This window comes from Chryseobacterium sp. Leaf394, assembly GCF_001424105.1.
Taxonomy (GTDB): Bacteria; Bacteroidota; Bacteroidia; order Flavobacteriales; family Weeksellaceae; genus Chryseobacterium.
The window spans coordinates 312,313-334,737 of record NZ_LMQH01000014.1 but is presented as its reverse complement, the minus strand read 5'-3'; the positions used below and the strand labels follow the sequence as shown (position 1 = coordinate 334,737).

At 36.5% G+C, this 22,425-nt stretch carries 21 protein-coding genes; 11 read left to right on the top strand and 10 right to left on the bottom strand.

The features are described 5' to 3' along the window. Positions 1 to 106: 106 nt before the first annotated feature. On the bottom strand, positions 107 to 2,170 hold the full coding sequence (locus tag ASG21_RS19380; protein ID WP_056084745.1) for a TonB-dependent receptor: 2,064 nt from the start codon (positions 2,168 to 2,170) through the stop codon (positions 107 to 109). Positions 2,171 to 2,719: 549 nt separating this feature from the next. Here ASG21_RS19380 and ASG21_RS19375 point away from each other — a divergent pair. The 9 genes from ASG21_RS19375 to ASG21_RS19335 all read left to right on the top strand — a co-directional run bounded on the left by ASG21_RS19375 (position 2,720) and on the right by ASG21_RS19335 (position 11,519). Further along, positions 2,720 to 3,907 carry a homogentisate 1,2-dioxygenase gene (locus tag ASG21_RS19375; protein ID WP_056084742.1) on the top strand — a complete coding sequence of 396 codons (1,188 nt, stop codon included), beginning with the start codon at positions 2,720 to 2,722 and terminating at the stop codon, positions 3,905 to 3,907. Positions 3,908 to 4,154: 247 nt separating this feature from the next. Continuing rightward, positions 4,155 to 4,661 (top strand): hypothetical protein, encoded by a 507-nt coding sequence (locus ASG21_RS19370; protein ID WP_056084739.1) that lies wholly within the window; start codon positions 4,155 to 4,157, stop codon positions 4,659 to 4,661. Between the two features lie 206 nt (positions 4,662 to 4,867). Beyond that, positions 4,868 to 6,142 (top strand): acetyl-CoA hydrolase/transferase C-terminal domain-containing protein, encoded by a 1,275-nt coding sequence (locus ASG21_RS19365; protein ID WP_056084737.1) that lies wholly within the window; start codon positions 4,868 to 4,870, stop codon positions 6,140 to 6,142. Between the two features lie 14 nt (positions 6,143 to 6,156). After that, on the top strand, positions 6,157 to 6,816 hold the full coding sequence (locus ASG21_RS19360; protein ID WP_056084733.1) for a hypothetical protein: 660 nt from the start codon (positions 6,157 to 6,159) through the stop codon (positions 6,814 to 6,816). 127 nt (positions 6,817 to 6,943) lie between these two features. Beyond that, a complete protein-coding gene (gene hppD, locus ASG21_RS19355; protein ID WP_056084729.1) occupies positions 6,944 to 8,074 on the top strand; it encodes a 4-hydroxyphenylpyruvate dioxygenase in 1,131 nt (376 codons plus the stop codon). A 68-nt stretch (positions 8,075 to 8,142) separates the two neighbouring features. Then, entirely contained in the window at positions 8,143 to 8,625 is a 483-nt protein-coding gene (locus ASG21_RS19350) for a hypothetical protein (protein ID WP_056084727.1), read from the top strand. 131 nt (positions 8,626 to 8,756) lie between these two features. Then, the gene (gene fahA, locus ASG21_RS19345) at positions 8,757 to 10,004 is read left to right on the top strand and encodes a fumarylacetoacetase (protein WP_056084725.1); all 1,248 of its coding nucleotides are present in this window, start codon (positions 8,757 to 8,759) and stop codon (positions 10,002 to 10,004) included. A gap of 107 nt (positions 10,005 to 10,111) precedes the next feature. After that, positions 10,112 to 10,528, top strand: a complete 417-nt coding sequence (locus ASG21_RS19340; RefSeq protein WP_056084812.1) for a GxxExxY protein — start codon at positions 10,112 to 10,114, stop codon at positions 10,526 to 10,528. A 169-nt stretch (positions 10,529 to 10,697) separates the two neighbouring features. Further along, entirely contained in the window at positions 10,698 to 11,519 is an 822-nt protein-coding gene (locus tag ASG21_RS19335) for a flavin reductase family protein (protein WP_056084722.1), read from the top strand. A gap of 47 nt (positions 11,520 to 11,566) precedes the next feature. On the opposite strand, the gene ASG21_RS19330 is transcribed toward ASG21_RS19335, so the two are convergent. The 6 genes from ASG21_RS19330 to ASG21_RS19305 form a co-directional block, all read right to left on the bottom strand. Continuing rightward, positions 11,567 to 11,953 carry a lipocalin family protein gene (locus tag ASG21_RS19330; protein ID WP_056084718.1) on the bottom strand — a complete coding sequence of 129 codons (387 nt, stop codon included), beginning with the start codon at positions 11,951 to 11,953 and terminating at the stop codon, positions 11,567 to 11,569. Between the two features lie 10 nt (positions 11,954 to 11,963). Then, entirely contained in the window at positions 11,964 to 12,545 is a 582-nt protein-coding gene (locus tag ASG21_RS19325; protein WP_056084716.1) for a TIGR00730 family Rossman fold protein, read from the bottom strand. Positions 12,546 to 12,812: 267 nt separating this feature from the next. Beyond that, positions 12,813 to 14,258 (bottom strand): aminoacyl-histidine dipeptidase, encoded by a 1,446-nt coding sequence (locus tag ASG21_RS19320; protein WP_056084713.1) that lies wholly within the window; start codon positions 14,256 to 14,258, stop codon positions 12,813 to 12,815. Positions 14,259 to 14,370: 112 nt separating this feature from the next. Further along, complete coding sequence (locus tag ASG21_RS19315) at positions 14,371 to 15,111, bottom strand: DUF2625 domain-containing protein (RefSeq protein ID WP_241773537.1); 741 nt, start codon at positions 15,109 to 15,111, stop codon at positions 14,371 to 14,373. Positions 15,112 to 15,132: 21 nt separating this feature from the next. Further along, the gene (locus ASG21_RS19310; RefSeq protein WP_056084710.1) at positions 15,133 to 15,621 is read right to left on the bottom strand and encodes a hypothetical protein; all 489 of its coding nucleotides are present in this window, start codon (positions 15,619 to 15,621) and stop codon (positions 15,133 to 15,135) included. A gap of 67 nt (positions 15,622 to 15,688) precedes the next feature. Beyond that, positions 15,689 to 16,294 (bottom strand): hypothetical protein, encoded by a 606-nt coding sequence (locus ASG21_RS19305; RefSeq protein WP_056084708.1) that lies wholly within the window; start codon positions 16,292 to 16,294, stop codon positions 15,689 to 15,691. 231 nt (positions 16,295 to 16,525) lie between these two features. On the opposite strand from ASG21_RS19305, the gene recR reads away from it, so the two are divergent. Then, positions 16,526 to 17,137, top strand: coding sequence for a recombination mediator RecR (gene recR / locus ASG21_RS19300; RefSeq protein ID WP_056084704.1), 612 nt, complete (start codon positions 16,526 to 16,528; stop codon positions 17,135 to 17,137). A gap of 1 nt (position 17,138) precedes the next feature. Further along, entirely contained in the window at positions 17,139 to 17,978 is an 840-nt protein-coding gene (locus tag ASG21_RS19295) for a glycosyltransferase family 2 protein (protein WP_056084701.1), read from the top strand. 318 nt (positions 17,979 to 18,296) lie between these two features. On the opposite strand, the gene secG is transcribed toward ASG21_RS19295, so the two are convergent. From secG to ASG21_RS19280, 3 genes are all read right to left on the bottom strand, one after another. Next, positions 18,297 to 18,665, bottom strand: coding sequence for a preprotein translocase subunit SecG (gene secG, locus ASG21_RS19290; RefSeq protein WP_056084697.1), 369 nt, complete (start codon positions 18,663 to 18,665; stop codon positions 18,297 to 18,299). Positions 18,666 to 18,788: 123 nt separating this feature from the next. Beyond that, entirely contained in the window at positions 18,789 to 20,834 is a 2,046-nt protein-coding gene (locus ASG21_RS19285) for a pitrilysin family protein (protein ID WP_056084695.1), read from the bottom strand. Positions 20,835 to 20,955: 121 nt separating this feature from the next. Continuing rightward, positions 20,956 to 22,269, bottom strand: coding sequence for a pitrilysin family protein (locus tag ASG21_RS19280; RefSeq protein ID WP_056084691.1), 1,314 nt, complete (start codon positions 22,267 to 22,269; stop codon positions 20,956 to 20,958). Between the last annotated feature and the right edge of the window lie 156 nt (positions 22,270 to 22,425).

Sequence of the window (22,425 nt, the reverse complement as noted above, 5' to 3'; positions counted from 1 at the left end):
CCCTAAAGGGTGGAAAAATGCCNAAATTTCATCAAAATTAACTCCCTTTAGGGTCGGGGGAAATTAATTTTGATGAAATTTAAACAAGCTCTAAATTTAAGATCATTTACTTCAAATTATACTTCACACCCAAAAACCCTCTAATTCTCTGCATCGGCGCATATCCATACGTCGTATCAAAAGTATATTGGTTCGGATTATTGATCGGATCATTGACATTATTATCAAACGGATCAAATGGTCGCATCAACGGATCTTTCGGAGTAAAATTAAATAAATTCTTCACCCCGCAATACACTTCAAACCCTGAATCAAACGCTTTTGAAACCTGAATATTTGCTAAAGAATACAGCGGAGAATATTCCGGCCGGTAATCATTCGGCAAAACCGGCAACCGCATCGGTCCGTAAAACTGTCCGGTAAAATCTACCGCGAGATTATTAGTAAATTTATAGGTTAAATTATACGTTCCACTCCACTTCGGAGCATGAAGCTGGCGTGATTTTTCTCTCTCATCATCAAATTTCTGATAAACATCCAAATACGTAATACCCAGATTAACACTTAAAGGAAAACTGAAACTGAAATCAATATTCATCGAAGCACCTCTTGAAATTCCGTAACCGTTTAAATTATCATAAATAATTTTATCGGGTTGAGAATCAAAATCACCGACAATTTTATTACTGAAATAGGTGTAAAAAGCAGAAGCATCAACGTTAACCAAACGGTCTCCGACAGGAATTTTCCAGACATAATTTAAATTTCCGTTGATCGATTTTTCTGGTTTTAAATCAGCCTGAATGACCACCTCACGCGAACCCGTCAGCGCTGCATGATCTTCGGTAAATAAATTCACCACCCTAAAACCCGTTCCGAAATTAAATCTGAAAGTGTGATAAGGATTCGGAGAAAATTTCCATGCAAATCGTGGTGAATGAACACTGTGATGAACTTTATCATAATCAAAACGGTAACCCAGCAAAACCGTATTTTTTTCATTAATCTCCCACTGATCCTGAATAAACGCTCCAAAAATCGGTGACTTCATCGGCTGATTGGTCACTTCATCCAAACCCAGTGTTCCGGGAGTATTGTCATCATAAAATGTCTTTTTAAAAGTCAAGCCCAAAATAAAATCATGGTTTCCCAGTTTTTTGTCCCAGTACGTTTGAGCAAAGGCGACTTTCTGCAAAGCTTCATAAGGCGTATTTCCGTAAAATGAATTCTGATCATGGTAATTGTAAGAAAACTGCGTGAAAATCTGCTCCTTCAAAGGCAACTGATACATCCCGAACGCCTCTACCCTGTTTGTATAAATGCTTTCTCCATACACTTCATCGCCGCCACGATGCGATTTATTCCACTGCATTTCACCACCAAAACGGTCTTCGTACAGGTAACGCAGGGCAAAACTTGCCATCCGGTTTTCTTTTCTTTTAAAATTCCATTTATTAAAAACTGAGATTCGGTTCTGGAGCGCAGCATCAGTGAAATTATCCTTATTCTGATCTATTTTTTCATTAAAAGTGAAATAATTTAAACTGAGTAAAGACGCTGCGTTTTTGCCGACATTAAATTTGGTTGAGAGATCCACATTATTTTCTGCCCACGTTGTTGTCATCAGATTAACACTCAATTTTGGAGCAGTCAATGCATTTTTTGTGATAATATTAATCACTCCACCCATCGCTTCAGAACCGTACAGCGACGAGGCCGGACCTTTTACCACTTCAATTCTTTCAATCAGACTGTTGGGAATCCCGCTTAAACCATAAACCGTAGAAAGCGAACTGACAATCGGCATTCCGTCAATTAAAATCATTGTGTACGGACCTTCCAGACCGTTGATGTGAATATCTCCCGTGTTGCAAACCGAACAGTTTAACTGTGGCTGAACACCGTTGACCATCGCAATCGCTTCAAAAACGCTTGGTGTAGGATTTTTCTGAAAAAATTTCTGATTGTAAATTTCCACATTTACCGGACTTTTAGATTTACTTACAGGCTTTATCGTTCCCGTAATCACCACATCATCAATATCACTTATTTTTTCCTTTTTTACCGGAATTTTTATTGAGTCAGATTTTTTATTTAAATCTAAACTATCCGTTTCCTGAGCGAAACAAAACCCTGAAATAAATACCGCAGAAAATAATATTCGTCGCATGAATTAAAATTGTTAGACAAAGCTAACAATTAATTTTAGAACAGCAAAACTAATTTAATATTTACCACAAATCGAAGATTCGACGAAGTCAAAAGTCACAAAAGCTTTCGTCGTATTTAAAGTTTTAAAACTTTGAAAACAGAAGCTCAAAAAAGCTGGATGCAAAATATTTTTTTCAACGCTTATTTGATCTTATCAGCAGAATTTTATTAAAACTTTATTTCAAGAAATCAACTTTTGTGACTTTTGTGGTGAAAACAACAATGGTAAACTGGATGTAATTATTCCTAATCTTTTTTGAACTTATCAGCAGTATTCATCAAAACTTTACTTCAGATATTATCTTTTGTGACTTTTGTGGTTAAAATAACACCTTTAAACTGATGTAATTATTTTCTAACCTTTTTTGAACTTATCACCAGCATTTATTAAAACTTAATTTCACGCAATCAACTTTGTGACTTTTGTGGTTAAAAAATTTGCTGTGAAAAATGTTTCTAAACAATTCATTAAAAAATATTAAATTTGAGAGTCAACATACAAAGTACAATGAGATATCATCATTCGGGAAATATTCCCCCAAAAAGACATACGATTTTTAAATCACCGGAAGATAAGTTCTATTATGAGCAACTGTTTGGTACAGAAGGATTTCACGGAATTTCTTCCCTGCTCTATCATGTTCACCGACCAACGCAGATCAGATCAATTGGCGAAGCTAAAGATGTAACCCCGAAAATTGCGGTTGATAAAAATGTAACTCCAAGAATGTTTAAAGGGATGAATGTAACGCCTGAAGATGACTTTTTGGACAGCCGAAAGTTTCTTTTGGTAAACAATGACCTGAAAATGGGATTGGCCAAGCCGAGAAAATCGATGGATTATTTCTACAAAAACGCCGAATGTGATGAACTTCTTTTTGTACACGAAGGAAGCGGAACCTTAAAAACATTTGTCGGAAATCTTGAATTTTCTGTTGGAGATTATCTGATTATTCCGAGAGGTACAATTTATCAGGTTGAATTAAATTCTGATGACACCGTATTTTTTGTGGTGGAAAGTCATTCTCCGATTTATACGCCGAAGCGTTACAGAAACGAATTTGGGCAGCTTTTAGAACATTCTCCTTTCTGTGAAAGAGATATTATCGCACCGACTTTTGTTGAACCAAAAGATGAAAAGGGAGAATTTTTGATTAAAGTAAAAAAAGAAAATCAGATCACCGATTTCATCTACGCAACGCATCCATTCGATGTTGTAGGCTGGGACGGTTATTTTTACCCTTATAAATTCAATATTAAAAACTTCGAACCGATTACGGGACGAATTCACCAACCGCCACCCATTCATCAGACTTTTGAGGCGCACAACTTTGTAGTTTGTTCGTTCTGTGCGAGAATGTACGATTACCATCCAATGGCCATTCCTGCACCTTACAATCACTCAAATATTGACTCTGATGAAGTTTTATTCTACACGGAAGGCGATTTTATGAGCAGAAACCATATCGATTTAATGGATTTCACGCTTCACCCCGGCGGAATTGTTCATGGGCCTCATCCGGGAGCGATGGAAAGAAGCATCGGTAAAAAATTCACTGAGGAATATGCGGTAATGGTCGATCCGTTCCGTCCTTTGAAAATTACGGAAGAAGCAATGAAAGTAGAAGATCCGTTTTATAAAACTTCTTGGTTGGAAAGTGAGGATCACAGTTTAGAGGACAGGTCGCAGGAATAGTTTTTTGCTTTTGGCGATTGGCCTATGACTATTAGCTTGTAAATTTCAGATAAAATCAATAGTATTTTAGCAAAAAAATACTTAACTGAAATTCTAAAATATTAAAAAAAAGATATCATCATCAAATCGCTATCAAAGCTACTAGTGAATAGATCGGTAGTTTGCTCATACATTAGAGGAGAAATTCCAATTGAAACACTATATAATAAAAAAATAAAGTTAGCAGACGTTTTAAACAATAGGCACAATGGGACAAAAAATTAACCTTCAAATATTTATAATATTATTTACAGTCATTGCGACTTCATTATTTGGGCAGGAGAAGATAAAAGAATCATCTTACAATTTTGATTTGCTTTCTGCAAAATATGTGAATATAGAAGGTAAAAATGAGGTTATTCTGATTTTTAAGTACGAACCTAAGGAAGGAAAAGTTTTCAAACCAATATTTAGTATGAAAATAACTTACAGTATTGGAGAATCAAACTTAGAAAAAACTGAAACACTTAATAAATCAAATCATTCAATTGAGTTTTTCGGAAATGATATTGATCAAAAAAATGCAGAAATTTATAGTTTGATCAAAGACAAAATTAATCTTCAGCAAAATAAAGAATTCGGTATTGTAGTATTTAGCTTGAGAAATATAACCAAAGACTACAAGGAGAAAATGAAATTTACTTATGGGCTTTGGGAGCCTGAAGACGAAAGTATTAGATTTGAAAAACAGTATAATATCAAAATTGAAAAATAGATTTATAGCTCTTAGCATTTTGATCATGTCTTAAGACCTAATTTAAAAAACAGTAGGACTGAATTTCAATTTCAGTCCTTTTTTTTAGCTCAAGTTTCACTAAAACATGACAAATATTTTCTCTTATTTATAGTCTGTAAAAATAAGATGAACTATCTTTAATGGATTAAAGTTAATCGTAGAATCTAGCTGTAAAATTTTAGAATATGTACAATTATATAAGTGCAGAGGAAGCTGTCTATACCGTAAAAAGTGGAAATCGTGTGTTTTTTCATGGAAGTGCTTGTACTCCGAATCACCTGATTGACGAACTGGCAAGGCAATCTCACCGTCTGGATAATGTTGAGATGGTTTCAATTACCCAGCAGGGAAATGTGGAAATTGCAAAACCTGAATACAAGGATAAATTTTTCGTGAATTCTCTCTTTGTTTCAACGCCAGTGCGTGATGCTGTGAATTCTGACCGTGGAGATTTTGTTCCGGTTTTTTTAAGTGAAATTCCGATTTTGTTCAGAAAAAATATTTTGCCGCTGGATGTAGCTTTAATTACGGTTTCCCCTCCGGACAAACATGGCTTTTGTACACTCGGAACTTCCGTTGATGTTGCGAGAGCAGCTGTTGACACCGCTAAAATAATTGTTGCTGTTGTCAATCCTTTAATGCCGAGAACGCATGGTGACGGAATGCTGCACATCAGCAAAATTCATAAATTGGTTTGGCATGAAGAAGAACTTCCTACAGTAGATTACGGTGCAAAAGTAGGTCCGGACGAAATGCTTGTCGGGAAACATGTGGCGGAACTGATTGATGATAAATCGACTTTGCAAATGGGTATCGGAACTATTCCTGATGCGGTTTTAAAATGTCTGGGAAATCATAAAGACTTAGGTGTTCATACCGAAATGCTGAGCGACGGTGTGATCGATTTAATTCAAAATGATGTCATCAACAATAAATACAAAGGTTACAACGATAATAAAACTATTACGAGCTTCTGCTTCGGGACGAGAAAACTATACGATTACGTAGATGACAACACGGTTTTTTCTTTTGATGACGTGAGCAACGTTAACTTCCCGATTAACATTATGAGAAACAAAAAAATGGTCGCTATCAATTCGGCTATTGAAATTGATTTAACCGGACAGGTCTGCGCAGATTCTATCGGAACCATGCAGTACAGCGGTATCGGCGGACAGATGGATTTTATGCGTGGAGCAGCTTTAAGCGAAGACGGAAAACCGATTATTGCCATCACATCAAGAACGAAAAGAGGAGTTTCCAGAATTGTCCCTTTCCTGAAACAGGGAGCCGGAGTTGTAACAACGAGGGGTCACATTCACTGGGTAGTTACCGAATACGGAAGCGTTTATTTATACGGAAAAAACCTCAGACAAAGAGCTCAGGAATTAATCAGCATTGCGCATCCTGATGACAGGGAAATGCTGGAGAGGGCAGCTTTTGAAAGGTTTAAGCATTAAAATTAAATAAAATTATGAATTTTATAAAAAACATTTTCAATTTGAAACCTCAGTTTGAGTTTGTACAAGATCCAACAGGATTTCATCAGTTGGGTGGAGAAATACCCACCGATTTTAAAATTCCTGAAAACGAATTTTTAGGAGGTTTTCAGTATTTAGGTTTCATAAATAATTCGGACAAATACTTTAATTGGCTACCATTTTCATTACATTTAATCTGCCCAATTTTTACAGATTTTGAATATATTTTTTTAGATTACACTAATCCTAACCAACCAGAGATAATTTCGCCATCTAATACAACAGAAATCACATCTGCATATGATGAATTAACGAAAGATTCGTACATAATCTATCACAAAGAGAATTTCACACTTAAGGCATTTGAAGGTGTTAATGATGACAATGAATTCGATGTTATGGGAGTCGCAGGAAAACCGCATTGGAATCAATCTCTTTCCGAACCATTTTCACCCAAATCCAATAAAAAAATGAAGTTCGTTTGTCAATTAATGAGTAACGGACAAATCAAGGTGAAAGATAAAAATTTTAAAAGCAACGATGAATATTATGAAAAAATATTTTCAGAGCTGAACTTCTGGTGCGACGGAGACTTGAAAGTCTTCTTTGATCCAGAGTCAAAAGTCGCATGTTATTTTATTCAGAACACATAATGAGAATGGTGTAATATCAGCTCCTGATTTTTTATTAAAACTTTAACTAACAGCTGTTTGTTTCCATTTTAACATTATCTAAGAATTTTGTAATTTGCAACATCAATAAAAGTAAAAAACAGAAAATATGTCAACACTAACATTTGCCGAAAAAATTGCTCAGGCAGAGAACTTTTTGCCGATCAACGGTACAGATTATATCGAGTTTTATGTTGGAAATGCAAAGCAGGCAGCGCATTATTATAAGACAGCATTCGGTTTTCAGTCGGTTGCTTATGCAGGCCCTGAAACAGGTGTGAGAGACCGTGCATCATACGTTCTTCAGCAGGGAAAAATCAGATTGATTCTGACGACAGGTTTAAAATCTGACTCTCCAATCAGTGAGCATGTAAAAAAACACGGTGATGGTGTTAAAATTCTGGCACTTTGGGTAGACGACGCTTATTCAGCGTTTGAAGAAACTACAAAAAGAGGCGGAAAACCATATTTGGAACCAACAACTTTAACTGACGAATACGGTGAAGTGAAAATGTCCGGAATTTATACTTACGGAGAAACTGTTCACATGTTTATCGAAAGAAAAAATTATACAGGACCTTTCATGCCTGGCTACAGAAAATGGGAGAGCGATTACAATCCTGAAGAAGCTGGATTATTATACGTTGACCACTGTGTAGGAAACGTAGACTGGGACAGAATGATCCCAACTGTTGAGTGGTACGAGAAAGTAATGGGATTTGTGAACATTCTTTCTTTTGATGACAAGCAGATCAACACAGAATATTCTGCTTTGATGTCTAAAGTAATGTCTAACGGAAACGGTTTTGCTAAATTCCCAATCAATGAGCCTGCAGAAGGTAAAAAGAAATCTCAGGTAGAAGAATATCTTGATTTCTACGAGGGTGAAGGTGTACAGCACATCGCAGTTGCAACAAAAGATATCATTCACACCGTTACAGAATTGAAAAAAAGAGGTGTAGAATTCCTTTCTGCTCCACCCGAAGCATACTACGAACTGGTACCTGAAAGAGTGGGTCACATCGATGAAGATCTTAAAAAACTTCAGAGTTTGGGGATTTTAATTGACCATGATGAAGAAGGATATTTACTTCAGATTTTCACAAAACCGGTAGAAGACCGTCCTACCCTGTTCTTTGAAATCATCGAAAGACATGGTGCTCAGAGTTTCGGTGCCGGAAATTTCAAAGCGTTATTCGAAGCGTTGGAAAGAGAGCAGGAAAAAAGAGGAAATCTTTAATTTTTTAACAATATACAGTTTTTGTCAGGACAATAAATCCTGACAAAACTTTTTATAAACACAGGATTATGAACAAAATTTTCAGCGGACTGATGCTTGTCGGAGCCAGTTTTTTTGCCCACGCGCAGTACGGAAGCATCAATGCAATTCTTACCAAACTGGAAGAGAGAAAAGGGGTAAATCAAAATTTAAGCGATGTCAACATTGATGATAAAAAATTTGTTTTGATCAAAGATTTTAAAGATCATACAGAAAGAAGTTTCATCATCATCAAAGGCAAAGATGCCACTTATGTCGAAATGTTTGACGACAAAGCAACGAATGAGAGCACATCAAATGTATTTTCAGGAGATATTGTGAGAAGCAGAAAAAATATCATCTCTCTGAGAGCCGATTTGCTTGAGAACAAAAAAGTTCCAATCCCTGTTACCAAAACACTTTTGCTGACGAAGCTGGATGATATTCTCTACCTCATCGATGTCAACAACAAAGACCGCTGGATTGATGAAGCATCATTTTCAAAAGCGAAAGCATCATCGAAGAAAAAATAAAGCTTCTGGCTTTTGGCATTTTATTCACTACTCAAATCAAAAATTTAAAAATCCGCACAGATTTTTTTTAAAATTATCACATTCAGATTTGTGAAATTCAAAAAATTTTGTGCAATAAAAATCAAAATCTTATGAAATCATTTGTAGAATATAATTCAGATTCAGACTTTTCTATCCACAACATTCCTTTCGGAGTGGCGGTATTCAACAAAGAATTTATCGCTTGTTGTACGAGAATCGGCGATCAGGTGATTGATCTTGCCACCTTGTATGACCTTTCTTATTTTGAAGAAATCGAAGGTCTTGATGACAATATTTTTGAAGCGTACACATTAAATGAGATGATCGAGCTTGGAAAACCTGTAACCAGAGCGATCCGTTTGAAAATTCAGGAGCTTTTACTGGAAGGTTCGATTTTGTCGAAAGATGAAAAGACCATCGAAGACGCATTTTACGATTTGGATCAGGTGAAAATGATGATGCCGGTTCACGTTCCGAATTATACAGATTTCTACAGCAGCATCGAGCACGCGACCAACGTCGGAAAAATGTTCAGAGATCCTGCCAACGCATTGCTTCCTAACTGGAAACATCTACCTGTAGGTTATCACGGAAGAGCTTCATCCATCGTAGTTTCGGGGACTGAGATCAACCGACCAAACGGACAGACCAAACCAGCTGATGCAGACAAACCGGTTTTCGGACTATCAAAACAACTGGATTTTGAACTTGAAATGGCTTTTATTTTGGGTAAAAATACCGAAATGGGCGAATCGATTTCTACGAAAGATGCGGAAGATGCCATCTTTGGAATGGTGGTTTTCAATGACTGGTCAGCAAGAGATATTCAGGCCTGGGAATATGTTCCACTGGGGCCGTTTCTGGCTAAAAATTTCGGTTCGTCAGTTTCTCCGTGGGTGGTAACTCTGGAAGCTTTGGAACCATTCAAAACCACTTCTCCAACTCAGGATCCTGAAGTTTTGGATTATTTAAAATTTGAAGGAGACAAAAATTACGATATCAATCTTGAAGTCTATCTTCAACCTGAAAACGGCGAAGATAACCTGATTTCTGAAAGTAACTATAAGCACATGTACTGGAACATGACCCAGCAACTCGCTCATCACACCGTAAACGGCTGTAACGTCGAGATTGGAGATATGTATGCCAGCGGAACTATTTCAGGAAGCGACCCAAAATCTTTCGGTTCTATGCTTGAACTGACGTGGAGAGGGCAAAACCCGATCACTTTGAGTAACGGCGAAGAAAGAAAATTCATCAACGATAACGATACGGTAACGATGAAAGCCTGGGCTGAAAAAGAGGGCGTGAGAGTAGGTTTTGGGGAAGTTTCGGGAAAGATTATTCCTGCTAAATAATTTGTAAACCACAAAAGTCACAAAAGTTTTTTTACATTTAAAGCTTGATATTTTGTAGATAGAGTTCAAAAAAGCTGTACGTTAAATTATTGTACATAAGAACCAAAATGATAACACAGTCTTATTTAACAGATTTAACAGATTTAACTTATAAAATTAATGGTGCCTGCATTGAAGTTCACCGGATTATGGGTCCGGGTTTGCTTGAGAGTGTTTATCACCAATGTTTGATAGAGGAATTCACAATAAGAAATATCAATTTTAAATCTGAATTAAGAATCCCTGTAAATTATAAAGGAAAAGAAATCAATTGTGACTTTTCCTGTGATTTTCTTATTGAAGATCAAATTGTACTTGAAATAAAATCTGTTTCTTCATTAAATGAAATTCACAGAGCTCAGGTTTTAAACTACATTAATTTATTGCAAAAGCCTAAAGGTATTTTAGTCAATTTTAATGTAAAAAATCTGTATCATCAGGGTCAGGAAACTTTTGTAAACAAATACTACGACATGCTTTTTTAATCAATATTTACAATCTGAAAATATGACTTTTTATCCTTAATCAAAATTACAAACCAAAGATCGTGCACATCTGCTATTTAAAAATATACTTAAACCTTTTTTGAACTTTTCAAAATAATAAATTACAACCCAAAAACTTTTATGACTTTTGTGGTTAATTAAATATAAAATGAAAACAGTAATTCCATCAGAAATAACCTCCGTTCAGCTGCAGACCATAATGCAGACGGCCGTTTCGCCGCGTCCGATTGCCTTGGCTTCTACGGTTGACAAAGATGGCAACAGCAATTTATCGCCGTTCAGTTTTTTTAATATGTTCAGCACGGTTCCGCCAATTTTGATTTTTTCGCCTTCGAGAAGAGTCCGGGACAATACGACGAAACATACTCTGGAAAATGTGCTGGAAGTTCCTGAAGTTGTAATTGGGACGGTCAATTTCCCGATTGTACAGCAGATTTCTTTAGCATCAACCGAATATGGAGACGGTGTAAATGAGTTTATAAAATCGGGATTGAAGATGAAAGATGCTGATTTGGTAAAGCCTAAATTAATTGCAGAATGTCCTGTCAACTTTGAATGCAAAGTTTTAGAAGTAAAATCTCTGGGAGATCAGGGCGGGGCAGGAAATCTTGTGATTTGTGAAGTTCAGAAAATCCATATCAGAGAAGAATACCTGAATACTGAAGGAAATCTGGATCAGGCAAAACTGGATATGGTAGCCCGTTTGGGTGGAAATTATTATTCACGAAATAATGCCGACAGCCTTTTTGAAGTTCCGAAACCTTTGGTCACAAAAGGAATTGGTTTTGACCTTCTCCCCGACTCCATCAAACTCAGCAAAGTCTTTACAGGAAACGATTTGGGAATGCTGGCAAATGTGGAAGTTTTACCCTCTGAAAATTGTCACAATGACGAAACTATTCATCTCGAAGCTCAGAAATTTTTGCTTGACAGTAAAATTGATGAGGCATGGAAAGTTTTGGTAAAGTAAAATATTAAAAAATTAAACCGCTTGAAAAGGCTTCACGCGGTTTAATTTTACTTTTTTCTATCATATCCCAAATTGGAAATCAACATCCCCTCTTCTTTTAGCTCTAATCTATCAGAGTTTAATCTCATAACTTCGTACAAAAGAGAAGTTTTGTTTGAAAAATTCAGCTGTAAGTTGTTTCCCAGTAAAATCCATTTTCCATTTAAAATACCGGTATCTGTTTTAGCTGTAAAGTTCTTTTCGGTAAACATAATAGATTTAAAAAATATCTTGTTTTTTGTTTTAAACTCAACTTCAGGAAGATTTGGAAATGCTATGGTGTCACTAAACACTTTGAATTCCCATTGGCTATCGATAAGTCTTTTGTCATCCCGGATTTGCCCGAATGCCAAGCTGTTATAAAATAAAAATAAGACTACTGCTATTGCTTTCATCACCTTAAAATTACAATTCTTTTTTAGAAATCCATTTTCCGACAGTGGGCGCCTCATAATTTCTCATTTTTTCTAACAGTTCATCAATACTGTCGCTCACCAAAAGCATTTCCTGATTGATTTGTTTTAAAAATCCTTTATCGACCATGGTCTGAACCAGTTTAATCAGATCATCATAAAATCCGTCGATATTGAGAATCGCAATTGGTTTTTTGTGAAGTCCGAGCTGCGCCCAGGTAATCATTTCGAAAAATTCTTCCAGAGTTCCATAACCACCGGGAAGTACGATGACGCCGTCGCAGAGGTCATTCATCTTGGTTTTTCTTTCGTGCATACTTTCCACCAAAATCAGTTCGGTAAGATTCGTATGCGCAATTTCTTTTGACTGTAAAAAGTGGGGAAGAACGCCAATTGCTTTTCCTCCGTCAGATAAAACGCCGTCAGCGACTGCCCCCATCAAACCAACGTTTGCTCCGCCATAGATCAGCTGAATATTTTGTTTTGCAAATGTCTGTCCGAGAAGAGTTGCATGCTCTTTATATTTTTCATCCGAACCGAAACTCGATCCGCAGAATACGGTGATGCTTTTCATAAATTTGCTTGTTATATTTTAAGATTAATATGAATGTCGAAAAATTAGTAATAACATGTTTTTAACGGCTTGCGTGTCATTGACTACATCGAATCTGAGATTTCCGTAGGAATCTAAACCTTTTTATTTCATTTGCTTAGATTCCTGCGGAATGACAAAATGAGTTCTGAATTTGGCATGATGATTAAAAGCGGACAATCATAGATTAACTTAGAAAAATATCCAAAATCAGTCGACTTTGGATATTTTAAAAATGTATTTATAATTTTATTTCAAAGGTATATTAGCTAAAATATCCTTCGTAAAACCCCAGAATTTTTGGGTGGAAGAAATGCTTGCTTTTTCGTCCGGCGAGTGTGCTCCTCTGATGGTTGGGCCGTAACTTACCATTTCCATTTCAGGATAATTGGCACCGATTATTCCACATTCCAAACCTGCATGACAGGCGACAACGTGTGGTTTTTCTGAAAACTTTTCGGTATAGATTTTTTCCATCATCTGAACGATTTCAGATCCCGGTTTTGGTTTCCATCCCGGATAAGAGCCGCTGAATTCAACATTCATTCCTGCCAGTTCTGATACTGATCTCAATTGTTCCGCAACAGAATCTTTAGACGAATCTACTGATGATCTTGAAAGGTTTAAAATTTTCAGTCCACCCTCTTTCAATTCAACTCTTGCAACGTTATTTGATGATTCTACCAAATCCTGAACATCCGGGCTCATTCTGTAAACGCCGTTGTGCAGAGATTTTAAAACCAAAATAATTTTTTTTGAATCTTCCTGAGACAAAGCTTTATCTGAACTCGTGGAATTTTCAATATTGATCTGAAGACCACTTTCAATGGAAGCAAATTCTTCTAAAATTTCTTTTTTAATTCCCTCGGTTACAGCCTCAATAAACTCTCCTGAATTTCTCACGGAAATTAAAGCCACAGCCTCTCTCGGAATTGCATTTCTCAAACTTCCCCCATCGATGGAAATCAGTTGCGCGTTTTCGTTTTTCAATGCTTTGTAGAGAATTCTGCCTAAGATAATATTTGCATTTCCAAAACCTTTGTGAATATCCATTCCGGAATGACCACCCTGTAAACCTTTTACCTCGATTCTTACGGTCTGTCCGTTTGCCGGCTCTGTAGGATAGTTCTGACTGATCGTTACATCTATTCCTCCGGCGCAACCGATGTCGATTTCGTCATCTTCTTCTGTATCTAAATTTAAAAGGATTTGCCCTGTTAACTGTCCAGGTTTTAAACCTAAAGCTCCGGTCATTCCTGTTTCTTCGTCGATCGTAAATAAAGCTTCCAGATCAGGATGCGGAATGTCTGAACTTTCAAGAACCGACATAATGGTTGCAACACCTATACCGTTATCAGCGCCCAAAGTAGTGCCTTTTGCCTTCACCCAGTCGCCGTCAACTTCCATTTGAATTCCCTGCGTTTCAAAATCGAAATTCACATCGTTGTTTTTCTGACAAACCATATCCAAATGCGACTGCATTACGATGGATTTACGGTTTTCCATTCCGGGAGTGGCCGGTTTTTTAATGATTACATTTCCTGTTTCATCAACCGTGGTTTCCAGGCCTAAATTCTCACCAAATTCTTTGATGAATGCAATTACTCTTTCTTCCTTTTTAGACGGTCTCGGCACAGCATTCAGTCTGGAAAAATTCTTCCAGATAATCTGCGGTTCTATGTTTGATAGTTCCATAAAATTTATTTTGATCAAAAATACGGATAAAAAAAATGCTCCCGAAATTCAGGAGCAGTAATTTTGTTTGTTGCTTGATCTGTTGTTATCAAAAAATATCATCATCGATATTTTATTTTGTAAGTCCCAGCTGTTTTCTAAAATCAATATTTAAATTATACTGTTCTTCAGCAGAAATTACTTTCCTGGAGACCTTATTCATATCTTTACCTTCCTTTGTCCACAAGTTAGGAAAGAAATTATAAACCTGATCACCTTTTAATTTTGCAGTATCATCTTTCCAATTTTTCCATCTGTAATCTTTATAAAATTTTTCAAGATTATTGTTGAAGCAAAAATTTAAAAACTCTGTATACGTTAAATCAAGCGGTTCAAATTCTAAAGTATCAGGTGCGAAATAATAAACCTTTCCCAAATCATCCCCAAGTCCGCCGCCATTCAGTAAGAAAAATCCACCAATTGCATCGTCTGCAATCAATAGAAAAGATGAATTCTTTCCAAAATCAGGAAAGGCTTTACCTTTATTCCAGACTGGCAGAGAGCGGTTTAATTTTTCACTGCCTGAGCCTAATATTCTCACCCATCCATTGTCAATTAAAAGCCCTCCTGTCATGTAAACAATTGCGCCCATTGGCGATCGGGTTGTAACCTGAGTTTTGTACAATGCATCTTCAGCATTTTTCGGATCAGCTGGCAAAACTTCAACTCTATTTTTGGCAGAGTCTATCCATTCTTTTACCAGAGGCCACGCTGGATCTTCTTTATTTATAAGTTCTTCAATCTTCCGCATTTTTGTCTGTCCAAAAGTCATTAAGGAAATTAAAAATAATAAAATTGTTAATGATTTAGTCATACTAATTTAAACAACTAAAGTCTAACAACCGCACTCACCATAAATAGGAATAACTGTTCTCGTTCCGTCCGGTTTTTCGATGGTTAAGGTTCCGTCGAAAAGCATCGCTTCTTCTGTCGCCAGTTTTTTACCTTTTACAGAAATCTTGTAATTTTCATTTTCAATTTCTTTAGTTAAAACATCATCAACTTCCATGTCACTTGATGAAATGAGTTTCATCGCAAGACGCTTTCCGTCAATCTTCATGTACGCCAGAGTTCCGGCATTGTCGGCATAAATATAATTTTCGTTTTCAAAATCTTTTTTGCTGCGTGCAAAATAGCAGGAACACTCCTTGATTTCAGCAGGAAAAGGAAAAGCTTCCACCGAAATGGCAGCATTTGGTTTTTCAATTATTGAATCTTTCTTTAAAATCTCTGTGCTGTCTGAGCCTTTATCGGTATCAGTTTGAGTTTCTTTTTTGCAGGCTGTCAATAAAAGTGCAGTTGCGAAAACAAAAATATATTTCATTTGAAGTAGTAATTTAAAAAAACATAAAATTTAAGCTAAAGTCCAGTTGCTAATAGCTAACATCAGCTTATCCTCTTGCTCTTTCCAGTAAAATCATCATCAGTAAAGAAAGAATGACCAAACTTTCATCTTCATCATCAATGTCGATCATTCTGTCGAGCTGAAACCTTCTTCCAAACATCGAAGGCATTTTTTTCAGTTTAAAATAATCTTTACCATCAATTCCTCTTACAGTATAAGTAGGATTTAGAAAATATCCTGTGAACATCCCGATAATTGGAATTTCTCCCACCATACCGTCAAGAAATTTTACCCATGCTTTATCTTCAGTGATGGTAAACTTCGCTTTGTCATTGGTATCAAGCACATCGTAAGTTGATTTCCAGATAGAACGCATTCCTTTTCTGGCGAGTCTTCCAAAGCTTTTTCCGGTTGCAATTTCGGTAAGCGAATAAGAAGCATTAAAATCAATCCACTGGTTGGCTTTGATTCTGAAAAGTTCTTTTGTTTTGCTGTCATTTTCGAAAACGACAACGTCTTCTTTCAGTTTAAACATTTTCTGACGCACATACGCTACAGCGTTTCCGTTTTTGTCGGTGATGTTGAAATCGCTTGCCAGCGTTGTCAGCTTGAATTTGAAATCCAGCGGATAATTGAGGTTGTTGAGTGCCATAATTTTTTTTCTGTTTATTGTTTGAAACTCAAAGATAAAGCTTTTTTACCGAAGAGAAAATGCAAATCATAGACAGTTTTAAAACATCCGAACTAAAAGCAGTTCACTCCAAAATTTCTCAAACCTAAATTGTAATGATTCATTAAATAAAAAGTAAAAAACAGATTAATTTTCACTGTAAACCTTATCGAAATCATTAATTTTCTGAATCGAAAATCCTATTTTTGTGCAATGGATTATCCAAGTAAAGTATTGGCAAAAGCAGTTGAAGAGATTTCGGGATTACCCGGTATCGGAAAAAAAACAGCCTTGCGCCTTGCACTTCATTTACTCAAACAGCCCAACTCCAGAGCGACAGGTTTGGGAACATCAATCATCAGTCTGGTGAATGAAATAAAATACTGCCGCGAATGCCACAACTTTTCAGACTACGATATCTGTGAAATCTGCAGCAATGAAAAACGCAGTGATGAACTGATCTGCATCGTTGAAGACGTACGCGATGTTATTGCCATTGAAAATACAGGGAAATACAGAGGAAAATACCTTATTCTCGGCGGAAAAATTTCTCCGATGGATGGTGTGGGACCTCATCAGCTCAACATTCCGAGTATTGAAAAAAAACTGCAGCAAGGTTTGGCAAAAGAGTTTATTTTTGCCTTAAGTGCTACGATGGAAGGTGACACAACCGCATATTATATCTATAAAAAATTTAAAAATTCGGGAATACAGTTTTCAAGTATTGCCAGAGGGATTTCCGTGGGTGATGAACTGGAATATGCCGATGAAATTTCTTTGGGAAGATCGATAATCAACAGACTTCCATACAACGAAAAAGATTAAAATGGCTAAAAAACTATCCATCATCATCGTTCATTACAATGTGACGCAGCTTTTGAAAGCCTGTCTGCAGTCTGTTGAAAAATATGCAGCAGACATTGATTATGAAATCATAGTAGCCGACAACAAATCTACCGACAGCTCATGGGGCGATCTCATTCCGGAATTTCCAAAAGTACATTTTATCGCTTCCGACGTGAATGAGGGTTTTGCGAAAGCCAATAATAAAGCGGTAAAAATTGCTACCGGAGAATACATTTTACTTTTAAATCCGGATACCGAACTGGAAGGTTTATATTTAGATGAAATTTTAAATTTTGCTGATTTCAAAGCTGATTTCGGTTGCCTGGGTGTAAGAATGCACGATGCCAGGGGAAATTTTTTACCTGAAAGTAAGAGAGCAGTTCCGGATATGTTTAATTCATTTGAAAAACTATTTACAGGTTTTAAAAAGAACAATTCAAAATCGTATTACCGGAATGACATCAGTGAATTTGATGTGGCCGAAGTGGAAGTGATTACCGGGGCATTTTTCCTGTGTAAAAAAGAGGTTTACGAAAATTCGGGTGGTCTTGATGAAAGGTATTTTATGTACGGCGAAGATGTTGATCTGTGTTATACACTTCTCCAAAACGGTTTTAAAAATTATTATTACGGAAAAGTTTCCATCCTGCATCACAAAGGCGAAAGCACAATTAAAGATGAAGTTTACCTTGAAAGGTTTTACGGTGCGATGCAGATTTTCATTGATAAATATTACAGAGTTCAAAAGCCAATGCAATATTCATTTTTAAAAGCTGGTTTAAAATTAAGACATAAAATAGAGCAGATTAAGCTTAAATAGTTTGAGCTCAATACAAACATTTGTAAACTTATAAAAAGCTATCATCGCAAGAGTTTTGTTATTAAACTGAAAAAAATTCCCGTTAAAAGGTTGTTCTAATTAGAGCCTGTTTAATTTCATCAAAATTAATTTCCCCCGACCCTAAAGGGAGTTAATTTTGATGAAATTTAAATGTATTTTTCCACTCTTAAGGATTTTAGGTAAAGAAAAATGCATTTAAAATTTATAATAGAATCAATAATAAAAGATGCTCTAACTCACACAAAAAAAAGCAACCTCTGATGAAGTTGCTTTTATTTTATTTAAAATTTTCTCTTATTATTTTGCCGGAGCTACCGGAGCAGTCTGTACCGGAGCAGCACCCTGTGTAGCAGGAGCCGATTGTGCCGGAGCTGATCCTTGAGATGCCGGAGCTTCTTTCGATGTTGGAAGAGCCGGAACTTTTGCAGTTGGTTTCCCTGTAATGACTACACTTACCAAAATCAGAACGATGATTACCGCACCTAAAGTCCAGGTTGCTTTTTCCATAAAATCATTGGTTCTCTGTACGCCAAACTGTGCAGATGAAGCACCTCCGAATGTACTTGAAAGGCCGCCTCCTTTAGGGTTCTGTGCCATAATAACGATTACCAATAAAACGCTGGCAATCATAATAAGAACCATCAATAGTATAAATATAGTTTCCATTAATTCTGATATCTTTTTGAATGGGCAAATTTAAACTTTTTTTGGCGAACGGCAAAATAAAGATTTCCCTTAAAAACAAAAAACGGCAACAAAAGTTGCCGTTCAGATTATTTATGTTGATTATTATTTGAAATCAGCATCTTTTGCCTGGTTGATTTCGATAGATTTCACTTCCATCGTCATATCCATTCCCATTTGGCTTACGGTGATGGTGTAAGGCATTTTCACACCTGCAACATCTTTGTAATTGGAGTAAAGAGTCGGAATCGTTAATTCCTGACCGTTTGCTTTCACTGTTTTTGTTTCACCGGTTTTAAGACCAGATTTTACACTGTAATAATAAGTGGTGTCACCACCTTTCACTACGTAAGAATCTTCTCCACCTACTTTTTCAATACCTGCAATTTTCAGATCTGCAGATTTTGCGAAACCAAGTTCTTCAAACAGTTCAGTATTTTTCATTCTGTCTGCAATCTCCTCTTTCGTCATCGGAACTTTTTGTCCCTGTTGCTCAGAATACCCTGCTTTACCGTCAAAAACCTGCTTTTGAAGCGTCATTGCTCCCATGCTAACCAAATTCAGTTCTTTTCCACCCTGAGCTTTTACATTTTTGATGTCAATAGTTTGTCCCTGCATAGACATGGTCGCGTTCACTGCGTAAGAATTCACTTTAGCAAGATTTGCTTTACCTCCGAGTGCAGCAATATATTTGTCGGCAACAGACGCTACGGTTACACTTGCATCAACTTTTTGAGCAGTTGGCTTTGCAACCGGATTGGCATTACTGTCATAATATTTTACCGGGTAGCCTAGTTTTTCAAGACCTTCAGAAATATCGGAAGCTTTACCTGCGATGAAAATTCTGCTCTGGTTTGGATAAACCGTAGCTTTCACAGCATTGGAAACATCTGCAGCAGTTACTTTATCAATAGATTTTAAATAGTTTGTATAAAAATCCTCCGGAAGATCATTTACTTTTTGGCTTACTGCAAATCTTGCAATGGTTGCTGGCTGCTCAAGAGACATGATGAAACTTCCTTTCAGTTTTGCTTTTGCATTTGCCAGTTCGTCTGCTTTCACTGTAGAAATTCCGTTGATTTCGTTCATGAATTCCTTTACAGCTTTGTCTGTAACCTCATTTCTTACGCTTGCATCTGCAGAAAATTCAGGAGAATATTTACTTGCAGTCATGTTTGAATAAGCACCGTAAGTAAAACCGTTTTTCTCACGAAGATTCATGAAAAGTCTTGCTTCACCTCCACCGCCAAGGATGTAGTTGGCGATTGTTGCAGGGAAATAATTGGCATCTTTCATCTTAAGATTATTGATATTTCCTACAGAAACTACAGACTGCACTGCAGTAGGAACGTCTACAACATTGATTTCTGTTTTGCCAACATTGGCTGCCGGCTCAAGAGAAGCGAAAGTAGTGTTTGCTTTTTTCCAGTTGGCGAAAGCTTTCTCTACCATTGGTTTTACTTTATCAAACTTCACATCACCTACAATTACAAGGTATGCATTGTCTGGAGCGTAGTATTTTTTGTACACATTCTGTACATCAGCCAACTGAATTTTGTTGATAGATTCGATGGTCTCAAACTCTCCTCTTGCTGTATTTTTTCCGTAAACCAAAGCATTGGAAACTCTAGAGGCGATAGATGAAGCATTTTTTTCTTCACTCTTGATACCTTCAATAGATCTTTCTTTTGATTTCTGAATTTCGTCAGCAGAAAATTTAGGGTTGATGATGGCATCAGCCATTAAATTCAAAACTTCAGGAAAATATTTAGAAAGTGAATTGGATGACGCACCTCCTGAATTGAAACCCAGGTTTGCACCCAGAAAATCAACTTTTTTGTTGAATTCGTCTTTGCTTAAAGTCGTAGTTCCGTTACCCAACTGGTCTGCCATGATTTCGCTTACACCCACCACAGGTCCTTCAAAATAAGGCTGTCTGTCCATAGAAAGGCTCATGTTTACTCTTGGTAATTTATTGTTTTCAACTACCATTACTGTTAAACCGTTTTTCAACTGGAAAGTCTTTGGCTTCGCAATATTGATTGCAGGTGTGGGTCCTGCTTTCGGCATTGCGTTAAGGTCAATTTTTTGTGCAGAAAGCATTCCTGTGAATAAAAATGCTACGGCTATATATGTTAATTGCTTTTTCATTTGTAAAAATTTAATTTTAATAATTCTTTATCTAAATTGATGATTAAATTGAAAACCGTCTAACTCCTCTTAAAAAGTCTCTGATCCCGAATCTAAAATATCTCGAATCTATTTTTAAGAATTATTTTTTTTCAGGTACGTAGTTAATGATTACTCTTTGGTTAGAATTAAGATACTTCTTCGCAGCATTTTGCAAATCCTGTCTTGTAATAGATCTGTAAATGTCGATTTCTTTATTGATCAGATTGGTATCTCCCATCAATACGTGGTTTGTAGCCAATGAAGCTGCAATTCCCTGAATACTTGAATTTGAATTTACAAACTGATTTTCAAACTTATTCTGAAGTTTCTGGTAATCTTCCTGAGAGATCAGTGAATTCTGAAGTTTTTTGATTTCAGCATCAATGTCTGTCTGCAAAGTTTTTCTCTCTGTAGCTCCCATCGGAATTGCAAAGAAGCCAAATACACCGTAATCTTCCATTCCAAGGTTGAAAGCTTGTACCTCCAAAGCTTTTTTCTCCTGATCTACCAGTTTTTTGTACAGTACAGAAGATTTTCCACTGCTTAAATAAGAAGAAAGCATATTTAAAATATAAGAATCTTTTTCTTTATTTGAAGGGCTTCTGTAAGCAAAAATATATGCAGGAAGCTGAATATTTGGATCGGTAACTGTTTTTTCTGTCTCCTGGGTAATTGGAGATTCTTTAGGGAAATTTTTAGTAGTTACTGTTCCTTTTGGAATGCTTCCGTAGTATTCTGAAATCCATTTTTTGGTCTGCTCAGGCTTGATGTCTCCGGCAACAACCAAAGTTGCGTTGTTTGGAACATAGAATTTTTTATAAAAATCTCTGAATTCCTGTAATTTAGCAGCGTTAAGATCGTCGATTGATCCGATAACAGAACCACTGTACGGGTGGTTGGTGAAAAGATTTTGCTGAATAGCATTCATCAGATTACCGTATGGCTGATTGTCCATTCTCAATCTTTTTTCTTCTTTTACAACCTCCCTCTGAGTGTCTACACCAATCTGGTTGATCTCAGCGTGACGAAGTCTTTCAGCCTCCATCCATAGACCCAACTGCTCGTTATTTGACGGGAACGTTTCATAGTAATACGTTCTGTCCATTGTTGTGTTGGCATTATTCTGTCCTCCGTTGGAAGACACAACTTTAAACCATTCACCTCTTTTGATATTAGGAGTTCCTTCAAACAAAAGGTGTTCGAAAAAATGTGCAAAACCAGTTCTTCCTTTCACCTCATCTTTCGCGCCTACGTGGTACATTACAGCTGTGGTAACTACCGGTGCAGAATTGTCCTGATGAAGGATTACGTGCATACCGTTTGGTAAATCATACTCTTCGAATTTGATTTGTTGTGCATTCAGCATTACTCCAAAAAAAGCGGCCGCTGCGGCACTAAGAAGTCGTTTTTTCATAAATAGAAATTGTTTTGTCAATTGGTGGCAAATTTAACTGAAATGTTACATTAATTTTAATATTTTTTTAAGAAAAAAGATGATGTTAAAATTTCATCTTATTGATTCTAAAATATCAGAAACAGACTTTAAACATTTAACATTATTTCAAAATTA